The organism is Nonomuraea sp. NPDC048826 (genome assembly GCF_043198225.1).
Lineage (GTDB): Bacteria > Actinomycetota > Actinomycetes > Streptosporangiales > Streptosporangiaceae > Nonomuraea.
Genome location: NZ_JBICUQ010000001.1, coordinates 1 through 19843, shown reverse-complemented (window position 1 = coordinate 19843; position 19843 = coordinate 1). Strand labels below are relative to the sequence as shown.

16 protein-coding genes and 1 pseudogene are annotated in these 19843 nt (G+C 70.5%); 3 read left to right on the top strand and 14 right to left on the bottom strand.

What is annotated here, in order from left to right; all coding sequences use genetic code 11:
- Positions 1-47: 47 nt before the first annotated feature.
- On the top strand, positions 48-521 hold the full coding sequence (locus ACGFI7_RS00085; RefSeq protein WP_393399551.1) for an NUDIX hydrolase: 474 nt from the start codon (positions 48-50) through the stop codon (positions 519-521).
- On the opposite strand, the gene ACGFI7_RS00080 is transcribed toward ACGFI7_RS00085, so the two are convergent.
- From ACGFI7_RS00080 to ACGFI7_RS00045, 8 genes and pseudogenes are all read right to left on the bottom strand, one after another.
- Positions 487-1980, bottom strand: coding sequence for a hypothetical protein (locus ACGFI7_RS00080; protein WP_393397288.1), 1494 nt, complete (start codon positions 1978-1980; stop codon positions 487-489). The two genes, ACGFI7_RS00085 and ACGFI7_RS00080, sit on opposite strands and share 35 nt — an antisense overlap.
- A 29-nt stretch (positions 1981-2009) precedes the next feature.
- Entirely contained in the window at positions 2010-2861 is an 852-nt protein-coding gene (htpX, locus tag ACGFI7_RS00075; protein ID WP_393397285.1) for a zinc metalloprotease HtpX, read from the bottom strand.
- 247 nt (positions 2862-3108) lie between these two features.
- On the bottom strand, positions 3109-4662 hold the full coding sequence (locus ACGFI7_RS00070) for an NADH-quinone oxidoreductase subunit N (RefSeq protein ID WP_393397282.1): 1554 nt from the start codon (positions 4660-4662) through the stop codon (positions 3109-3111).
- Positions 4659-6497: a NuoM family protein gene (locus tag ACGFI7_RS00065; protein ID WP_393397278.1), complete on the bottom strand. Its 1839-nt coding sequence runs from the start codon at positions 6495-6497 to the stop codon at positions 4659-4661. Before ACGFI7_RS00065 ends, ACGFI7_RS00070 begins: the two co-directional genes overlap by 4 nt.
- Positions 6494-8377, bottom strand: coding sequence for an NADH-quinone oxidoreductase subunit L (locus tag ACGFI7_RS00060; protein ID WP_393397274.1), 1884 nt, complete (start codon positions 8375-8377; stop codon positions 6494-6496). The genes ACGFI7_RS00065 and ACGFI7_RS00060 overlap by 4 nt, the downstream gene beginning before the upstream one ends.
- Positions 8378-9288: 911 nt before the next feature.
- Positions 9289-9570: pseudogene (nuoK, locus tag ACGFI7_RS00055) on the bottom strand (NADH-quinone oxidoreductase subunit NuoK); the annotation flags it as partial.
- A complete protein-coding gene (locus ACGFI7_RS00050; protein ID WP_393397271.1) occupies positions 9570-10433 on the bottom strand; it encodes an NADH-quinone oxidoreductase subunit J in 864 nt (287 codons plus the stop codon). The pseudogene nuoK and the gene ACGFI7_RS00050, both read right to left, overlap by 1 nt.
- Entirely contained in the window at positions 10433-11392 is a 960-nt protein-coding gene (locus tag ACGFI7_RS00045) for a 4Fe-4S binding protein (RefSeq protein WP_393399549.1), read from the bottom strand. The genes ACGFI7_RS00050 and ACGFI7_RS00045 overlap by 1 nt, the downstream gene beginning before the upstream one ends.
- A 313-nt stretch (positions 11393-11705) precedes the next feature.
- Between ACGFI7_RS00045 and ACGFI7_RS00040 the strand changes: the two genes are divergently transcribed.
- Positions 11706-12938, top strand: coding sequence for a serine/threonine-protein kinase (locus ACGFI7_RS00040; RefSeq protein ID WP_393397268.1), 1233 nt, complete (start codon positions 11706-11708; stop codon positions 12936-12938).
- Positions 12939-13197: 259 nt separating this feature from the next.
- Here the strand turns inward: ACGFI7_RS00040 and ACGFI7_RS00035 are convergent, their stop codons facing one another.
- The 6 genes from ACGFI7_RS00035 to ACGFI7_RS00010 all read right to left on the bottom strand — a co-directional run bounded on the left by ACGFI7_RS00035 (position 13198) and on the right by ACGFI7_RS00010 (position 17939).
- Positions 13198-13962, bottom strand: a complete 765-nt coding sequence (locus tag ACGFI7_RS00035; RefSeq protein ID WP_393397265.1) for a GNAT family N-acetyltransferase — start codon at positions 13960-13962, stop codon at positions 13198-13200.
- Positions 13963-14365: 403 nt separating this feature from the next.
- The gene (locus tag ACGFI7_RS00030; protein ID WP_393397262.1) at positions 14366-15475 is read right to left on the bottom strand and encodes a hypothetical protein; all 1110 of its coding nucleotides are present in this window, start codon (positions 15473-15475) and stop codon (positions 14366-14368) included.
- Between the two features lie 55 nt (positions 15476-15530).
- Positions 15531-16472, bottom strand: coding sequence for an NADH-quinone oxidoreductase subunit NuoH (nuoH, locus tag ACGFI7_RS00025; RefSeq protein ID WP_393397259.1), 942 nt, complete (start codon positions 16470-16472; stop codon positions 15531-15533).
- Positions 16465-17007 carry an NADH-quinone oxidoreductase subunit C gene (locus tag ACGFI7_RS00020; protein WP_393397256.1) on the bottom strand — a complete coding sequence of 181 codons (543 nt, stop codon included), beginning with the start codon at positions 17005-17007 and terminating at the stop codon, positions 16465-16467. The genes nuoH and ACGFI7_RS00020 overlap by 8 nt, the downstream gene beginning before the upstream one ends.
- Positions 17004-17513 (bottom strand): NADH-quinone oxidoreductase subunit B, encoded by a 510-nt coding sequence (locus ACGFI7_RS00015; RefSeq protein WP_393399548.1) that lies wholly within the window; start codon positions 17511-17513, stop codon positions 17004-17006. The genes ACGFI7_RS00020 and ACGFI7_RS00015 overlap by 4 nt, the downstream gene beginning before the upstream one ends.
- Before the next feature lie 54 nt (positions 17514-17567).
- A complete protein-coding gene (locus ACGFI7_RS00010; RefSeq protein ID WP_393397253.1) occupies positions 17568-17939 on the bottom strand; it encodes an NADH-quinone oxidoreductase subunit A in 372 nt (123 codons plus the stop codon).
- An 86-nt stretch (positions 17940-18025) separates the two neighbouring features.
- Here ACGFI7_RS00010 and ACGFI7_RS00005 point away from each other — a divergent pair, with 86 nt between their 5' ends.
- On the top strand, positions 18026-19486 hold the full coding sequence (locus tag ACGFI7_RS00005) for a polysaccharide deacetylase family protein (RefSeq protein ID WP_393397250.1): 1461 nt from the start codon (positions 18026-18028) through the stop codon (positions 19484-19486).
- Positions 19487-19843: the final 357 nt, after the last annotated feature.

The window sequence follows — 19843 nt, the reverse complement described above, 5'->3', positions numbered from 1 at the left end:
TTACTCCGTCATGACCCCGCCTCGACGTAAGCTTCATAGACGTGACGATGATCCCGCTGCGCCGCTTCACCGCGCGTGCCCTGCCGATCGACGATCTGGGCCGTGTCCTCCTGCTCAACGGGTTCGATCCGGTACGGCCCGGCAACCCGTTCTGGTTCACCATCGGCGGAGCGGTGGAGGGCGAGGAGACCCTCCAGCAGGCCGCCGCCCGCGAGCTGTTCGAGGAGGTCGGGATCCGCGTGCCGGCCGAGGCGTTCACCGGGCCGCACAGCCACGGCACCATCGAGTTCCGGTGGGCGCAGTACGAGATCGTCCAGGATCAGTCGTTCTTCGCGGTGCGCGTCGGGCCGGCGGAGGTGTCGTTCGAGCACATGGAGCAGATCGAGAAGGACACCACGATCGGGCACCGGTGGTGGAGCGCCGAAGACCTGGAGACGACCGACGAGGTGGTCTTCCCGTCGGACATGGCGGCGATCCTGCGCTCGATCACGTCGGACGCAGGACCCGGGTGGCGCCCGTGACGAGGGCCGTGGCGAGGATCCACCCCGACACGATCAGCCCGTACGCGAGAGCCTGCGTCCAGCCCGCCGGGTCGAACATGTCCCGCTGCCCGAACGTCGACCAGGGCAGCAGCAGGTCGAAGCTGTAGGCGAACGGGTCGAAGCCGGGCGCCTCGTCCGGTTTGAGCGGGCGCGGCGGGTTCAGCGCGAACACGACCGTGCCGATCAGCAGCAGCATCCCGAACCACACGGCCGCCAGCCACGGCCGGTACCCGTACCCCACCGTGACGTCGAGCAGCCGCCCCCACAGCCGGCCGCCCGGCCCTTCCGTCTTGCGCCGGTTGCGCAGCTTGGCGAGCTGGGCGCGGCGGGCCAGCGCCTCGTTGCCGTCGCGCCGGTACCACGCCACGAGTTGCTCGTACGGTTGCGGCCGGAACCCCTCCGGGTCGCGGCTCACCCACTCGATCCGCCGGGCGACGCCGCTGCCGCGCAGCCGCTCATAGGTCAGCCCGTTCAGGCGCAGCCGCTCCGGCCAGGTGTCGGGCGAGTCCTGCAGCGTGCCGACCGTCGAGTGGGCGAGCGTCACCACCCCGTCGATCGGCTCGTCCGGCTTCAGGTAGAGCTCGCGCACCTCCATGTGGCTGGCGTGCAGCGCGTACGGGGTGTCGGGGCTGCGGATGACGCCCCTGATCGCGAGCAGGCCGTTCACCCGCGCCCCGCGCATCCGCACGCAGCCGAGCGACAGGAAGTCGCCGGTGCAGCGCATCGTGTCCTCGACGACCATGCCGTCGGCGTCGAACGCGAGCTTGCCCGGATTGCGGAGTTTCGTGCCCACCATGGAGAAGCCGCCGGTCAACCGGGCGCCGGCCAGCCGCACCAGGCCGGTGAACTCGGCGTTGCCGAGGAAGGTGACCGAGTCGACGATCATGGCGTCGCCCCGCAACGCCGGCTGGTCGTCCTGCTCGGGCTCGACCTTGGTGCCACCCAGCCACAGGCCGCTGGCGAACTGCGCGCGCATCAGCCGCACCGGCCCCGCGACGTACGAGCCCGACAGGCTCAGATGCCCCTCGACCCGCATGCCGACCCCGCTGAACGACGGCAACCGGCAATCAGTCAGCCGTACGGTGCGCGTCCTGGAATCGGTGAGCCGGACCGGCCCCTCCAGGTGGCAGCCTCTGAGCACCAGCTCGTGCTCGACCGTACCGCCGAAGATCTGCACCGAGCCGGTGATTTTGGCGCCGCTTACCCGCACCGCCGGGACCGCGCCGGCGCCCGTCTGACGGGCGCCGAGCAGCAGCCTGGTGATCACTTCGGCCCGGATGGTGCGCTCGGGCCCCCAGGTGTCGCCGTCCTTGGGCGCGTTCACCCCCGCGGTACGGGTCGCGCGCGGCTCGGCGTCGGCGAACTCCACCATCTCCCCCGTGGGGAAGGCCTTCCACACCTTCCGCTCGGCCTCGGTCAAGCGTAAAGATCGCGCCATGGGGCGATTGTCGCGCATTCCCCGCCGGGTCAACGCCGGTAACCGGCCATCCGCTCCAGCCGGGCCACCCGCTCCGAGGTCGGCGGGTGCGTGGAGAACAGGCGGCCCAGGCCGGCCCCGCTGAACGGGTTGGCGATCATCATGTGGGAGGCCGAGGTCAGCCGGCTGTTCTCCGGCAACGGCAGCCGCCGCGCACCCATCTCGATCTTGCGGAGGGCGGAGGCGAGCGCCAGCGGGTCACCGGTCAGCCGGGCCCCCGACTCGTCCGCCTGGAACTCGCGGGTCCGGGAGATCGCCATCTGGATCATCCCGGCGGCCACCGGGCCGAGCAGCATCATCAGCAGCGCGCCCAGGAAGCCGGGGCCCTCGTCGTCGTCAGACCCGCCGAAGAACACCGCCACATAACTCAGCCAGGTGATCATCGTGGCCAGCGCCCCGGCCACCGAGGAGACGAGGATGTCGCGGTTATACACGTGGGACAGCTCGTGCCCGATGACGCCCCGCAACTCGCGCTCGTTCAGCAACTGGGTCAGCCCGTAGGTGACGCAGACCGCCGCCTTGCGGGGGCTGCGGCCGGTGGCGAACGCGTTCGGCTGCACCGTCGGCGAGACGTACAGGCGGGGCATCGGCTGGCGGGCCTCCGTGGAGAGCTCACGCACGATGCGGTAGAGCGCGGGCTGCTCGACCTCGCTGACCGGCCGCGCCCGCATCGCCGACAACGCGATGCGATCGGAGAAGAAGTAGGCGAAGCCGTTCGTCGCGAGAGCGAGCACGAACGCGATCTGCAGACCGGTACCGCCACCCAACCACCAGCCCACGGCGATGATCGACGCCGACAAACCCCCGAGCAGGAGCGCGGTGCGCAGACCGTTGTGGTGCAAGGTTCCCCCCTTCGTGATCCGGGTGCACCTGTACAACGACGATCCCCCGCCTCAACGTTCCCCGGAGTGCACAAGCCAGGGCACAGAGCGACGGCCGCCGTGGGCGTACGGTGGATCGGCTTCGGCGGACGCCCGCGTGGGATCAGACAGAGCGACGGCCTACGCCGTGGGCGTACGGTGGATCGGCTTCGGCGGACGCCCGCGTGGGATCAGCCCGACACGACCCCACTGGAGACCCGGCGCGAGATCAGCCCGATAAGAGCGTCATGTCGAGGACGAGCTGGGGCGCCACCGAGAACAGCACCGCCGCCGCCACGGCCACCCCCGTCGCCACCCATGCAGCCGGGAAGACCCGGCGTGCGGCCAGAGCACCGCCCGGCTCGGGGACGAAGAGCTGGGCCGTCCAGACGACGTAGTAGTAGAGCCCGATCACCGTGTTGACCGCCATGACCAGGGCCAGCCAGGCGGCCCCGCCGTCGACGATCTCGCGGAAGACCACCACCTTGGCGAACAGCCCCGCCAGCCCCGGAGGCAACCCGGCCAGGCAGATCAGGCAGAACGCCAGCGACAGCCCCTCCGCCGGCCGCCGGAACACCAGCCCCCGGTAATCGCCGAGTTCGTTGCGCGCGGCGACCCGCGAGACCAGCATGACCACCGCGAACGCGCCCAGGTTCATCGCGGCGTAGATGACCAGATAGGCCACGGACGCCCCGACCGCGCTCGCCCCCAGACTGCGATCGGACGCCTGGAGCGCGACGGCCAGCGGCGCGAGGATGTAGCCCGACTGGGCCACCGACGACCAGGCCAGCAGCCGTACGGCAGAACGTTGCCGCATCGCCAGCAGGTTGCCCACCGTCATGGTGAGCGCCGCGACGACGGCGACGATCGGTGCCCAGGTCTCCGACTGCCCCGGAAGGCCGATGACCAGGACGAGGATGAGCCCGGAGAACCCGGCCGCCTTGGAGATCACCGAAAGCAGCGCCGCCACCGGCACGGGCGCGCCCTGGTACACGTCCGCGGCCCAGGAGTGGAACGGCACCGCCGCGATCTTGAAGGCGAAGCCCGCCACGACGAGCACGATGCCCACCGTCACCACCCCGGGCAGCCCGTGCTCCGCCGCCACGAGCGACTGCGCGCCCTCCGGCCAGCCGGGAGCCGGAACCTCACCGCCGAGCACCGCCGCGAGCCGCGACAGGAACACCGTGCCGCCGACCCCGTACAGCAGTGACACCCCGAACAGCATGACGGCCGTCGAGACCACCGACACGAGGAAGAGCTTGACCGCGGCCTCGGAGGCGCGGCCGTCGTACCGCTTGAGCGCGGTGAGCGCGAAGACAGGAAGCGAGACCAGCTCCAGCGCCACCACGAGCATGATCAGGTCGCGCGACGCAGGCAGGGTCACCGCGCCCACCAGCGTGCAGAGCAGCAGGAAGTACCACTCCCCGACCGGGATGCCGCCACCGGCCAGCTCGGTCATCGACATCAGCACGATCACCACGGCCGCCACCAGCACCAGCCCCGCGAGCACCAGCGTGAACCGGTCCACCACGAACGAGCAGAGCCCGGCGTCGCCGCCGCTCAGCCGCGCGGGCACGCAGAACGTCGACAGCGTCCGGCCCGTCAGCGCCTGGGCCACCACGAACGCCAGTGCCACCAGCACACCGCCCAGCGTGGCCACCCCGAGCCCGGACCTGACCTTGGGACCAGCGGGAAGAAAGGCGTCGAGCACCAGCACCAGCCCGGCGACCAGAGCGAGAGTCAACGGCGCGGCGACGGCGAAGTAGTCGATCTGCTGGATCATGACAGGACTCCCAGCAGGGTCTGCACGGCCGGCGTGGTGAGGGAGAGCAACAACTTGGGCCAGAGCCCGAACAGCAGGATCAAAATGATCAGCGGCACCCACGCGACCAACTCGTGCCGCTGCACATCCGGCACCCCGCGCGAAGCCTCGTCCACCTGGACATCCGACGGCACCCCATGGGAAGGCGCGCCCGCCTCACGAGATGGCGCATCCGGCCACCCGCCCGGCAGACTCTCGCCAGGGGCTGCCTCCGACTCCTCGGACCATGCCGGAGCTTCGCCCCGGATGTCGTCCCCCCGAGATTCCCCAGACTCCCCAACCTCCCCGGAGTCCGGCAGAGGATGGACCGGGCGCTCGTCCGGAGGCTCGGGAAGGGTGGCGGTCAACCGGCCGACGACGCCCTCGCTCGCGGCATGCGACGCCACCCCGGCGAGCACCGCAGGACCACCGACCGCGGGGCTGCCATGAGTGACCCGGGACAGCATGACCAGGAAGTACGCGGCCGTCAGAACAGCACCCAGCCCGCCGATCACCATGAAGGTGAGGAACAGCCCGCGCGGAAGCAGCGCCGCCGGCTGGAAGGCGCCGAACAGAGCCAGCATCTCCCCCCAGAACCCCGCCAGACCCGGCAGCCCCAGCGAGGCGATCGCGGCGAACGTGAGAACCGCGCCCAGATGCGGGAGCCTGCCCAGCATGCCGCCGCCCAGCGAGGGGATGTCGGCCGTGTGGTAGCGGTCCTTGATCGCTCCGGCGAGGAAGAACAGCAGGCCGGTGATGAGCCCGTGGGCGACGTTCGCGAACAGGGCGCCGTTGATGCCCGCGGTCGAGAGGGTGGCGAAGCCCAGCAGCACGAAGCCCATGTGCCCCACCGACGAGTAGGCGATCATCCGTTTGAGATCGCGTTGCGCCAGACAGGCCAGAGCCCCGTAGACGATGCCGACCACCGCGAACGCCCCCAGCCACGGCGCGACGGCCGCCGCCCCTTCGGGGAGGATCGGGATCGCGATCCTGGCGAAGCCGTAGGTGCCCATCTTCAGCAGCACCCCGGCCAGCAGCACCGACCCGACCGTGGGCGCCTCGGTGTGGGCGTCGGGCAGCCAGGTGTGCAGCGGCCACATCGGCGTCTTGACGGCCAGTCCGAGACCCACCGCCACGAACGCCACGACCTGCACCGCCCTGCTCATGCCCGAGCCCTGGCCCTGGGCCAGCTGGACGATGTCGAGCGTGCCGGCCTGCGCCCAGATGAGCAGCAGGCCGAGGAGCATCACGACGGATCCGAGCAGCGTGTAGAGGATGAACTTGATCGCCGCCGCCCTGCGCCCTTCCCCGCCCCAGATGGCGATCAGGAAGTACATCGGTACGAGCACGATCTCGAAGAACACGAAGAACAGCAGCAGGTCGAGGGCGAGGAATGTGCCGATCATGCCGACTTCCAGCACCAGCAGCGTGAACACCAGCGCCCTCGGCCGTGCCCCGCCCGGCCTGGAATGCAGGAGCTGACCCGGCCGGGTGCCGTCGCCCCAGCCGAGATACGCGAAGCAGAGGAACGTCAGCAAAGCCGTCAGCACGACCAGCGGCAGCGAGATCCCGTCCACGCCCAGATGGAAGCGGAGGCCGAGCCCGGGAATCCACGCCACGTCCACCGTGAACTGCGGCCGCGCCGCCTGCCCGTAGTCGAACGTCACCGCCATCACCGCGGCCAGGGCCAGCGTCAGGCCGGACACCGCCATCCCGTACCCGCGCAGCACCGGCCGCAGCACGTCGGGCGCGACCAGGAGCGCCAACGCCCCCAGCAACGGCACCGCGATCAACGCGACGGGAACCCAGTTCGTCACGCGAACACCACCGCCCCCACCGCGATCAGCAGCACTCCGGCGAGCAGCCCGCTCACGTAGAGCTGCACATTGCCGTTCTGAACGAGCCGCAGCATCCCGGACAGCCCGCGAGCCGTACGACCGGAGCCGCGCACCGCACCGTCGACCGCCACGTCGTCGGCCCAGACGACGCCTCTGGCCAGCGCCAGCACCGGCCTCACCACGATCGTCGCGTAGAGGCTGTCGACGTAGAACGCCCGCTCGCACGGCGCACGCAGCACCCCGAGAAGCCGGGCCGGGTCGGCGAGCGGATCGGCCCGCCAGGCGACATACACGACGGCCGCGCCCAGCAGCGCCAGGGCGACACTGGTGACCGCCACCGGCAGATCGAGGTGCGGCTCGGCGGCGAACCCGAGCAGCAGGGCGGGGATGGTCAGGAGCGCGACGGGCACCAGCATCGTGCGCGGCCCCTCGCGGACGTCGATGACGTGCGCGGTGCCGGGCGCCGGTTCGGCCAGCGCGACCGTACGCGCCGAACCGAAGAAGGTGCGCAGCCAAGCCCTCGTGGCGTACGCGCCGGTCACCGCGACCGTCGCCAGCGCGCACGCGTACAGCAGCAGGGCGGCGGCGTCCGTGAGGCCGCCGGCCAGCGCCCCTTCCATGGCCGCGAGCAGCGCGTCCTTGCTGAAGAAGCCGCTGGCTGGGGGCAGGCCCATCAGGGCGGCGAAGCCGACCGTGGTCGCCGCGAACGTGACGGGCATGTCGCGCCTGAGCCCGCCCATCTGGCTCATCAGGTTGGAGCCGACGTGGTGGATGACCAGACCGGCGCAGAGGAACAGCAGCGCCTTGAACGCGCCGTGGGTGACCAGGTGGAAGATCGCGGCCGTGTCGGACCCGGCGGCGAGGCCGCCCGCCATGTAAGCGAGCTGACTGACCGTGGAGTACGCCAGGACGCGTTTCAGGTCGTCCTGCGCGAGCGCGGCGAGAGCGGCCCCGAGCATGCCGAGCGCGGCCATCACCGCGAGCACGTCCATCGTCGGTCCGGCGGCGGTGAAGGCCGGGAACAGCCTGGCCACGATGAAGATGCCGGCGGCGACCATCGTCGCGGCGTGGATCAGGGCGCTGATCGGTGTGGGGCCCGCCATCGCGTCGGGCAGCCAGGTGTGCAGCGGCACCTGGGCGCTCTTGCCCGCCACCCCGGCGAGCAGCAGCATCGTGGCGGCCACGAGCGTGCCGGTGGACATCTGGGGCACGGCCGCGAGCACGTCGGCGATGCGGAAACTGTCTGCGCCGACGCCCAGCACGAAGATGCCGAACAGGAAGCCGACGTCGCCGAGCCGAGTCACCAGGAACGCCTTGATGGCGGCGCGGGAGTTGCCCAGGTCCTCCCACCAGTGACCGATGAGCAGGTAGGAGCAGAGGCCCATGATCTCCCAGCCCACGTAGAGGACCAGGAGGTCGCCCGCGTACACCACGAGCAGCATCGCCGCGGTGAACAGGCTGACGAAGGCGCTGTAGGACGGGTAGCGGGGGTCGTCCTTGAGGTAGCCGATCGAGTAGACCTGGACGGCCAGCGCCACGAGCGTGACCAGCACGCCGAGCAAGGCGGACAGGTCGTCGGCCTGCAGCGTGAGCGAGATCGGCACGCTGCCGGTGACGATGGTGCCGTAGGTGGCGCCCACAGGCTCCGCCCGCGGCCCGCCTTCCAGGTAGGCGAATCCCTGACTCCACGCCAGCCAGACGGCGAGCACCGCCGCCGCGGCCGTCGGAATCACCGCGATCCAGGCGGCCCTCCGGTTCGCGTCCACCGACGCGCGCCGGCCCGGCCACCGCGACAGCAGCAGCCCTGCGGCGGCGGCCACGAACGGCAGGAGCACGGCCAGCAACGGGAAGGTCGTCACGACGCGCCCCCTCGCCTGATACGGCCGGACTCCCCAGCGGACCGGTCACCCTCCGCAGATCGCCCGTCCTCACCGGTACGGCGACCCTCTGCGGACGCGGTCTCCCCCGAGGACGAGGTCTCCTCCCCGTTCCGACCTTCCTTCACCGCCGAGCCACCCTCAGAAGGGCCCTTCACCGGGGGACTATCCCCCGAAGAGTCCTTTCCCCGCTGGGCATCCCCAGGAGATCCCTCAACCGGCGGGCTGCCCTCAGAAGACCCCTCACCCCGCGGACTTTCCCCGGAGGACCCCTCACCCCGCAGACTGTCCCCAGAAGACCGCTTCACCGAGGAACCATCGTCAGGGGACCGGTCGTCCTTCCCAACCCGGCCGTTCCCCTCCGACCCACCGCCCTGCCCTGGGTCTGCCTCCGCAGATGCGCCGCCGCCCTCCGCCGACCCACCGGCTTCCCTCGGCCTGGACTCCACAGACTCACCGGCCCCCGCCGGGCCAGCCGCTATCGACGGTCCGCCCTCTTTGTGCCCACCCTCTGCTGACGCGCCGCCCTCTGCTCGTCCGGACTCCGCCGGCGCGCCGCCTTCGGCCGACGCACCACCTTCGGCTGACGCGCGACCTTCGGCCGACGCACCACCTTCGGTCGACGGGCCACCCTCCCCCGCGTACCTGCCCTGCTCGGGTAGGCCGTCCTCCACTGGCCGGCCGCCGAAACCGCTCCCCGCACCTCCGGCTGTGCTTCTACCGGAGGCACTGCCGGCATGCCCAGGCGACGAAGGGCTGCGGGGCGGAGAGGCGCCTGCCGTGGCTCCCACGAGGACGGGAACGGCGGCGGCCGGGAGATGGGCGCCCGAGATGGCGGGCCGTTCGTCCTCCGGCGTGGCATCGTCGGCGGGTTCGGCCAGGTCGCGCAGGTGGTCGATGTCGACCGTCCGACGGTTGCGGAACAGCGCCAGGATGATCGCCAGCCCGACCCCCACCTCGGCCGCGGCGATGACGATGACGAACAAGGTCAACACCTGGCCGCTGTGGAGCCGGTCGCCCAGCCACACGTCGAAGGCGACGAGGTTGAGGTTGACGGCGTTGAGCATCAGCTCGACCGACATCAGCACGAGGATCGTGTTGCGACGGGCGAGGACACCGTAGACGCCGACGGAGAACAGGAGCGCGGCAACAACCGCCGGATAGACGATGTGCACTAATGACCCCCGGTCTGGTCGGGCGGCGAACCACCGGACGTCCCCGTACGGGATGGATCGGCGGGAGACGCGGACGCGTCGGACGGGCCACCACGGGCGTCCGCGCGAACCGACCTGCCCACAGGACCAGCGGGTCCGGGCGCGTCACCGCCGACGTCAGGACGCACCGAGCTCCCAGGGCCAGCCGCGTCTCCGGGGATGTCGCGTACCGGATCCTTCACCGGGTCGGGGGCGCCGGTGGGAGCTGAACCATCCCGAGGACCAGCGGAGACGGGTGCTGCGCCGCCGACGTCGGGATGCGTCGGACCGTTCACAGGACCGGCGGGGGCGCCGCCGGGGATGTCGGTGCGGGACAGGACGATGGCGCCGATCAGGGCGGCGAGCAGCAGGACGGACAGCGCCTCGAACGGGAGCACCCACGTGCTGAAGATGCTCGCGCCCAGCTCACCGGCGGCGCCCGTGCCCGGGGTCAGTGGCGTGTAGGCGGTGCGAAAGCCGTCGATCACCACCGTCACCAGGACGCCCGCGGTCGCCACTGCCACCACGGCCGCCACCCACCGGTTGCCGCTGTCGAGGTCGGCGGAACGGCCGACCGGGGCCCGGGTCAGCATGATGCCGAACAGGAGCAGCACGACCACCGCGCCCACGTAGATCAGCACCTGCACCCACGCCACGAACTCGGCCGTGAGCACCAGATAGCAGCCCGCCAGCGCGCCGAACGCGACCACCAGCCACAGAGCCGCGTGAACGAGCTGTTTCGTGGTGACGACGAGCAGCGCCGAACCGACCGCCACCGCTCCCAGCAGCAAGAAGACGATCTCTTGTCCGGTGGGTGACAGATAGGAGGGCACCGCCTCGGTCACTACTCCTCCTCGGGCTCCCTGGGCTCTTCCTTGTCGAGCCTGCCGGGCGGCCGGATGGAGCGAGGATCGGCCATCCGGCGCCTTCGCGGCCTCGCGCCTGAAGTTTGCTCCCCCGGGCCGGGCTCCGGTCGCGATTCCGCCGAGCCTGTGGACAGCTCCTGCCCAGACTCTCCGCCTGTGGAAAACTCTTGCGCCGGCCCGCGATCCGTGGACGGCGTCTGGTCTGCACCAGCAGACTGGTCTTCGCCCGTCGACGGCGTCTCGGAGGGCGCGCCGACGGCTCCGGATGGCGCAGCTCCGGCGCCTTCCCCAGCCACGGGGCCGCTTCCTGCGCCCTGGCCTCCCTCGGTCACGGGGCCTTCAGCGGATGCGCGACCTCCCCTGCCTGGACCTTCAGCCTGAGCTGGGCCCTTTCCAGAGGTAGGGCCTTCTGACTGGGACGGGCTCGCTGCCTCGCCTGTGCCCTCTGTTCGCGGGGCGTCTTCGGCCGGGGCGGGGCGGGTGGCGGCCGAGGTCGGGGGCTCCGCTGGGCCGGTGGGTGCTTTCTCCGTCGTACGAGCGCGGCGTTCGGAGGCAGGGGTACGGGGAGGCGCGGCCGATTGGGCGGCGCCGGCGCGGGCGGGGCGGCGGGGGGCGGCGGAGAGCTCCTTGGGCAGCTCGGCGCCGGGGTCGTGGGCAGGCGGCGGCGGGACCGTGGGGACCCAGGTGGCCAGCTTGTCCTTTTCGTGCAGAAGGTTGCGGATGTCACCCTCGGCGTACTCGAACTCCGGCGACCAGAACAACGCATCGAACGGGCACACTTCGATGCAGATGCCGCAGTACATGCAGAGGGCGAAGTCGATGGCGAACCTGTCGAGCACGTTTCGCTGGCGCGGCCGACCGCCTTCCGGCGCGGGGATCGTCTCCTTGTGGGAGTCGATATAGATGCACCAGTCGGGACATTCCCGGGCGCACAGCATGCATGAGGTGCAGTTTTCCTCGACCAGGGCGATGACGCCGCGGCTGCGGGGCGGAAGATCGGGCCTGACCTCGGGATACTGCTGGGTCACGGATTTGCGCAGCATGTGGCGGAGGGTGATGGTCAGCCCCTTCGCCAGCCCTACGCCCGGTATCCGTGCCATGGCTCAACATCATGACGCACTTGACCGCGCCCGTGAATGCGCCAGTCCGTTGTCCCCAGGTTTTCCACAGCTATCCACAGCCTGGTGGGGAGTTATCCACAAGAAAGGCTGCCGTCCGATATGCGCAAGTGCACGGATGTAGTCTCTCGCCATGTCGTTGAACCATCCGAGCCGCCCGAGCGGCGGGGCCTGGGCAGCCTCGATCGTCTGGGCCGCCCTCTCCCTGTTCTCGTGCGGTTTGGCGACGCCGTTCACGATCGGGTTCGCGGCCTTCTGGTTGAAGAGTGTCGGGCAGTTCATCGCGGCCTGCCTCTACACCGTCAACGTGGGCGTCTTCATCATCATGATCAGTGCGTACGACCAGGTCGACGACATTCCCGAGCCGGCGAGCACGATCGTCTCGCTCATGTTCGTCGCCGGCTGGATCGGCGGGGTGATCCATTCGGGCATCCTGGTGCCCGCCATGGCCAAGGCGCGTTCCGGTCCGTCCATCCCGGCTCCGGCGTATGCCGGTCCGTCCGGCAAGACACATGTACGTTCCGGCCCGCCGGGCGCTTACCCTCCGCACGACCTCCACCAGCGCACCACCGCGCCCACCGCCCACCGACGTTCCGGCGAGCCCGAGTGGATCGGGCATTACCGGGTGCTGCAGCCTCTGGGACGCGGCGGCCAGGGCGCGGTCTACCTGGCGATGGCGCCCAACGGCGTGCGGGTGGCCGTCAAGGTGCTGCACGATCTGGTCGACGACACGGCGCGGGGCAGGTTCGCCAGGGAAGTCGACGCGGCCCGGCGGGTCGCGACGTTCTCCACAGCCCGGGTGCTCGACGTGAGCATCACCGGCCAGTTCGCCTACATCGTCAGCGAGTACGTGGAAGGCCCGTCCCTGGAGCAGCTGGTGCGACGGCACGGGCCGCGCGACGAGGACGGCCTCACTCGCCTGGCGTTGTCCACAGCGGGCGCGCTGGCCGCCATCCACAAGGCGGGCGTCGTCCACCGCGACTTCAAACCGAGCAACGTGCTGATCGGCCAGGACGGGCCTCGGGTGATCGACTTCGGCATCGCGCGGGCGCTCGACCAAGTGACGGTGACCTCGGGCAAGATGGTCGGCACGCCTTCCTACATGTCGCCCGAGCAGTTATCCGGCACACCGGTGGGTCCGCCGTCCGACGTGTTCAGCTGGGCGGTGACGATGATGTTCGCGGCCACGGGCAGGCCCGCGTTCGGGGAGGACACGGTGCCGGCGATCTTCAACCGGGTGCTCTCGTTCCATCCCGACCTGTCTCCGCTGCCGCCGTCCTTGCGCGGCGTCGCGGGTGCCTGCTTGGCCAAGAACCCCGAGGACCGACCTTCGGCATCCGACGTGATGTTGGCCATCGTCCACTGATTGCTTCTGGCGCGGCCGTAGGTCAGGGCTCTGGATGTGAAGGACACCGGTGGCTGTTGCCTGCTCTGGGTCCGCGACCGTTGCCTGCTCTGGGCTCGGCGGCCGTTCCCTTTCTAGGGCCAATGCCATTGCCGACCCCAGGTCCAGGGCCGACGCCATTGCCTCCCCCGGTCGGTGATCGGTCCCTGACTCGAGCTGGTGACTCCTGCCTGGTCTGGGCTGGTGACCGTTCCTGACCCTGGAAGGCTGAGTGGGGTGGTCAGGGCTCGTAGGTGTAGGGGGTTGTGGTGGTGAGGGGGTGAAAGCCGAGGCGTTCGAGGATGGGGCGGCTTTCGGGGGAGGCGTCCACCTGGAGGTAGCGGTAGCCGTGGTCGGCGGCGACGCGGGCCCGGCAGGCGACCAGCGCGCGGTAGAGGCCGCGGCCACGCCAGGCGGGGATGGTGCCGCCGCTCCACAGGCCGGCGAACCCCGTGCCCGGGCACAGCTCCATGCGGGCGGCGCTGACGGGTTCGTTCCCGGCCATGGCGACGAACGCCACCAGGGTGCCCTGGGCGAGTTGGGCTCGAAGCGCGTGGACCAGGTCGGTGGAGTCGGTGCCGAATGCCCGGTCGTGCACCGACCTCATCAGGTCCAGGTCGGCGTCCGCGGTGACTGGATGGAGGTGGACGCCGTCGGGGAGCGTGACCTCGGTGTCCAGATCGGAGATCTCGGCGACCATCAGGGTCTCCTCCTCGCCGGGGACGAACCCGGCCTTCAGGAGACGGTCCGACAGGTCGGCGGGCTGGTCGTAGCCGTAGAGCTTCCACTCGAACGGGCGGCCGAGGGTGGTGAAGCACGAGATCTGGGTGGCGATCTCGGTGTCGGCGGTGTCGTCGTCCAGCCCTGACCAGATGACGCAGTCCCAGCCGTCTGAGAGGTAACGGACGACCCGGTCCTCGTGTTCTACGCGGTCCCCCGGGGACAGAGGGCGGGCCTCTCGTCTCAGCTCCCGGTCGAATGCGGCCAACACCTTCTCAGCGTCCATGCCGCCAGCTCAGCACCGCGACGAGGGGACACGCAACCGAGTTCTGTCGTGGGTGCGGGAGCTGTCGTGGGCGCGGGAGCTGTCGTGGGTGCGGGAAGTCGCGTGGGAGCGGGGGGTCGCGTGGGAGCGGGGGGTCGCGTGGGAGCGGGGGGTCGCGGGCGCCGGAGGAGGTGCGACCTCCCGGAGCGCCGTGTGGACACCGACATTCGAAGAGCGGGTGCCACGGAGCGCGGTTACAGAGCTCGGACGGTCAGAAACGCGGTGCCGGGAAGCCCAGGCGGCCAGGAAGCTCGGTGTAAAGGAGCGCGGGAACCAAGGAGCGCGGGAACCTGGAAGCGCGGATACGAGGAAGCCCAGGGACCCAGGCAGCGCGACAGCGAGCCCGGAGCGCCGCAGAGCACGCTCACGGCGAGCCGTTGGGACACCTCCTGATCAGGTCCACATACTCCTCGCGACTTATCCCATGCACCGCCAATCCCAACTGGTGCCGGATGCCGAGGCGATGAAGGTCCTCCGGGTCCCAGGGACCGGGGATGTGGTGCAAGGGATTGCCGTTGGTGTCCTGGATGAACAGGCCGGAGCGGTCCTCGTACCGGTAGACGAGCATGCGGGCGGCCTGGCCGGCCTCCTTGCCGATCTCCAGCGGGAGTTTCTCCCCGCCGGCGTGGATCTGGAGCTCGCTGGTGGCGCCGATGACCAGGTTGGGGCCGGTCGGGGGGCCGGCGCGCCAGCCTCTGCGGGCCTGGTACCGGCGCCAGCGGCCGATGACCGGGCGGTACGCGAGCGCCAGCGGGCTGAAGGCGACCACCAGCCACTTCACGTCGACGAGGTCGAGGAGCACCCGGCCGATCACGGTCAGCCCGCGCCACGCCGCCCATGCGCCGACCGAGATCAGGTACGCCATCACCGCCAGCCCGATCACCCCGGACGCGTAGATGAGCGGCATCCGCCACGGTGATCGTTTGCGTGCGGAGGAGGCGGTGACGCGCCGCCAGCCGGGGGCCCTGCCGGACATCCGGGCGCGGGTCCGTTCGGACGGTTCGGACGATCCGGATGGCCCGGATGGCTCGGACGATCCGGATGGTCCGAACGGCTCGGACGGCTCGGACGGCTCGGACGGCTCAGACGGCTCAGACGGTCCGGACGGCTCAGACGGTCCGGACGGCTCAGACGGCCCGGACGGCTCAGACGGCCCGGACGGCTCGGACGAGCCGTCCACGAAGGGGACGCCGATGGCGGCGCAGAAGGCGGCGATGTAGCCCTGCCGCCAGGCGCCGGGCAGGTCGAGGAGGACGAGTCCGTCGTCGTCGAGGGCGGCCAGGCCGGTCATCTCCTGGGTGGCGCCGTCGGCGATGTCCCGGTCGTAGCGATAGAAGTAGAGCGAGGCGGGCGTGACGCGCAGGGAGTCGTCGCCGTCGGTGACGATCAGGGTCGGGCCGTCCCAGGTCAGGACGATCTCCGAGCGCGGGCGGCCGATGAATGCCGGGCCGAGCAGCGATAATCGGTAGGTCATGCGATCTCCCCTCGCGGGGCCCCGCCTGTTCGACGAACGGGGGGTGCGGAAGGTTTCAGATCATGACCTGGACCACGCCGGTGATGGCGAGCTGGAGGAGGGCGAGCGGCACGAGTCCGGCCCAGGCGAGCTTCTGCAGTTGGTCCTCGCGCAGCCGCGGGTAGGTCACGCGCAGCCAGATGACGACGAAGGCCAGCGCGAACACCTTGACCAGGGTCCACAGCCAGCCGGGCAGCAGCGGCCCCTGCCAGCCGCCGAGGAAGAGCACGGTGGTCAGGAGCGACAGGACGACGATGCCGGCGTACTCCGACAGCATGAACAGGGCGAAGCGCATGCCGGTGTACTCGGTCATCGGGCCCATGATGATCTCGGACTCGGCGATGGGCATGTCGAACGGCGGGCGGCGGAGCTCGGCCAGCCCGGCGATGAAGAAGACCACGCCGCCGATGGCCTGCCAGGGCAGCCACCACCACTGCCACGCCTCGACGATGCCGGGCAGCGACAGCGTGCCGGCGGCCATCGCGACGGAGGAGGCGGCCAGCACCAGCGGCAGCTCGTACGCGACGAGCTGGGCGGCCGCCCGCATGCCGCCGAGCACCGAGTACTTGTTGGCCGACGCCCAGCCGGCCATGATCGCGCCGAGCACGCCGACGCCCATGACCGCGAGCACGAAGAACAGCCCGAGGTCGAGGTCCACGCCGACGAACCCGTCGTCGATCGGGATCGCGATCAGCACCACCAGGTAGGGCACCAGCGCGACACCCGGGGCGATCATGAAGACGCGCCGGTCGGCGGCGGCCGGGATCACGTCCTCCTTCTGCATGAACTTGACACCGTCGGCGATGAGCTGCGCCCACCCGTGGAAGCCGCCGGCGTACATGGGCCCGAGGCGGGACTGCATGTGGGCCATGACCTTGTGCTCGGTCTGCCCCACGATCAGCGGCAGGGCGAGGAAGATGACCAGGATCACGGCGAAGTGCAGCACCACGTCAAGCATCGGGTGACCCCCAGTCGGCCGGCACGCCCGGCGGCAGCGTCTTGCGGCGGCTCGGCGCGCCGTGGCCGGACTCGCCGGGTTCCTTGGCCCCGGGCCACTGCTTGGCGACGCGGGCGGCCAGGACGAAGTCCTTGCGCAGCGGGTGACCCTCGAACCCGTCGGGCAGCAGCAGCGGCACCAGATGCGGATGACCCTCGAAGATCACTCCGAACATCTCGTACGTCTCGCGCTCGTGCCAGTTGGCGCCCCGGTAGACGCCGACGGCGGTGGGCAGGCGCGGGTCGTCGCGCGGCACGCCGGTGCGGAGCAGCAGGCGCCGGTGGGTGTCGGGGTTGTAGACGTGCGCGACCACCTGGAAGGTGTCGGGCGGCTCGTCGACCCCGGTGAGCCAGTCGAAGAACGCGTAGCCCAGCGCGTCGCGGACGTGGGTGAGCAGCTCGATCCAGTCTTCGGGGGCGACGTCGACGACGGTGTCGCCGAAGGAGTCGGTGACGTCGGCGCGGCCGTCGAGCGGCCCGGCGTCGAATCCGGTCACGCGTCCTCCCCGTGGGAACGCGACCAGAGGTAGCGGTCGCCGAGCTTCTCTTCCGCGATCTTCTCCTGCAGCTTCATGATGCCGTGCAGCAGCGCCTCCGGGCGGGGCGGGCAGCCGGGCACGTAGACGTCGACGGGGACGATCTGGTCGACGCCGTTGGTGACGCAGTAGGAGTCCCAGTAGGGGCCGCCGGTGTTGGAGCAGGCGCCGAACGAGATGACGTACTTCGGGTCGGGCATCTGCTCGTAGAGGCGCTTCACGGCCGGTGCCATCTTGTCGGTGACCGTACCGGAGACGATCATCAGGTCGGCCTGGCGCGGCCCGTTGGCGAACGGGATGACGCCGAACCGGATGAAGTCGTGGCGGCTCATCGAGGTGGCGATGAACTCGATCGCGCAGCAGGCCAGCCCGAAGTTGAACACCCACAGCGAGTAGCGGCGCCCCCAGTTGAGCACGAACCGCATGGGCTTGGGCGCGAGCCGGGAGATCGGCCCCACGGTGGGCATCGGGAGATCCGTCGCTGCCATGTGGCCCATTGTTGCGCGGATCAGTCAGGAGGGCTACGTCCAGGTCAGGACGCGCTTGCGCCAGGCGTAAAGGATGCCCAGGGCGATGAAGCCCAGGAAGACGAACATCTCGACCAGTGTCGTGACCCCGTAGCCGGGCGCGTCGAAGACGGTCGCCCAGGGGAAGAGGAAGACCGCGTCCACGGCGAACACCACGTAGAGGTAGGTGAAGACGTAGTAGCGGATCTGGGACTGGGCCCAGCCGTCGCCGACGGGGTCGACGCCGCATTCGTAGCTGGTCAGCTTGTCGGGTGTGGGCCGGGTCGGGCGCAGCAGCCGGTTGATCAGCAGAGCCCCGGCCACGATCGCGACGCCGATCGCGAGCAGGGCCGCGACCAGCAGGTAGGACCCGTAGTAGCCGTCCATGAACGCGATGGTAACCCAGTCAAAGCTAACGCCCCATACCCCCAAAACCCGGCAAATCATAGCTTTTACGACATATGCTCATCTTCATGTCGAAAGCGCGATCTATGGGAGGAATCTTCCTGGCGGCCCTCACCGCCTCCGGTTGCGGGCTCGCCTCGGCCACTCCCCCGCGGGACGTCCGGCTCCCCGCCGACCCCACGAGGATCGTCTTCGTCGACCCCGCGAGCGTGTCCGGACTCGAACCCCGGACGCTGCTGGGCGACGACGCCGCGACCCGCCGCGTGCACATCAGCTATCCGGAGCTGAGCGACGCGGCCCCGCTCAACGAGAAGCTGCGCGAGGACGCCCGGGGGCGGCTGGAGGAGTTCCGCAGGAGCGCCCGCGGCACGTCCTTCCCGGAGCTGAACGTCGACTGGCACTTCGTCGCCGCGGGCGACGCGATCGGGGTGCGGTTGCGCGCCGGTCGCTCCCACGGCACGGGCTGGCAGCACGCGACCACGACGCTCTGGTACGACCCCGGTACCCGCCGGGCCATGGACTCGACCGGCCTGCTGACCGGCGACCCCGCGCTGCGCGAGGTGGCCGGTCTGGTCAAGGCCGGGCTCCGGGACCGCGGGGCCGAGGTGGACCGCGAGCAGGCCGTCCCCCGCCGCGACCGGTTCGACTCGATGGCCTTCAACGCCGACGGCGACCTGGTGGTGGAGTTCGACGACTGCGAACTCGGGCCGTGCTCGCTCGGCAGGCTGGCCGTGGCCGTGCCCGCCGGCCGGGTCCGGCCGCTGCTGTCGGACACCGGTCGGCGGGCCCAGCAGGCCGCCCGGCTGGCCGGACAGCAGGTGGCGGTCAAGCGGCCGAAGGCGCCGTCCTCCCCCGCCCCCGCCGCCGTCAGCAGCCGCGCGGGCACCGTCGACTGCACGAAGACCAAGTGCGTCGCGCTCACGTTCGAGAGCGGCCCCGGACCGGAGACGGGCAGGGTGCTCGACACGCTGCGGGCGGCGGGCGCCCGCGCCACGTTCTTCACCGTGGGCTGCAACGCGGCCGGTGAACCCGAGCTGCTGCGCCGGATGAGCGCCGAGGGCCACCTCGTCGGCAACCACTCGTACAAGCACCGCGACCTGGCCCGGCTGTCCACCAGCGGGATCGCGGACTCGCTGGCCCGCACCGAGGCCGTGGTGACCGCGGCGATCGGCCGGCGCCCGACGCTCGTCAGCGCGCCGTACGGATCGGTCAGCACCGAGCTGCGGAACGTCGCCCGCGAACAGGGGCTGGCCGTGGTGGACGCGGGCGTCGACACCGCCGACTGGCGAGACAGAGACTCGGAGGAGATCGCCGACCGGGTGGTGGCCCGGGCGCACCCGGGCGCGATCGTGCGCCTGCACGACACCCAGCGGACGACTGTTGCCGCGGTTCCGGACATCCTTGAACGACTCACCGGGAAGGGTTACACCTTCGTCACCGTTCCTGAGTTGTACGGGACGGCCGGGATGCAGGCCGGGCAGCTCTACACCTCAGGGATCGCGCCCGTGCACAAGGAGCCCCTGAGGTAGCCGACGTGGCAGGGGGACGTATAGTTGGCGCTCGTGACCCGAACTGTCCTCTTCGCTCGCCTGCATGTAGACCTCTGCAGGCTGGCGGCAGGGCTGTGTCGCCCCTCTGTCGCCGCCGCATCCTGAACTCACCGCGTTTACCCGCTTTGGGCGGTGTGCAAACGCGCGACCTCCCGAGGATCTAGCATGAAAAAAGAGAACGCGCCAGAAGCGATGCGCGCAGGCGCGTCGAGGAGGACTGAGCTGTGACCAAGCAGGTGCAGCAACTCGATCGGGTGATCATCCGGTTCGCCGGAGACTCCGGCGACGGCATGCAACTCACCGGTGACCGATTCACCGCCGGCACCGCCGAGTTCG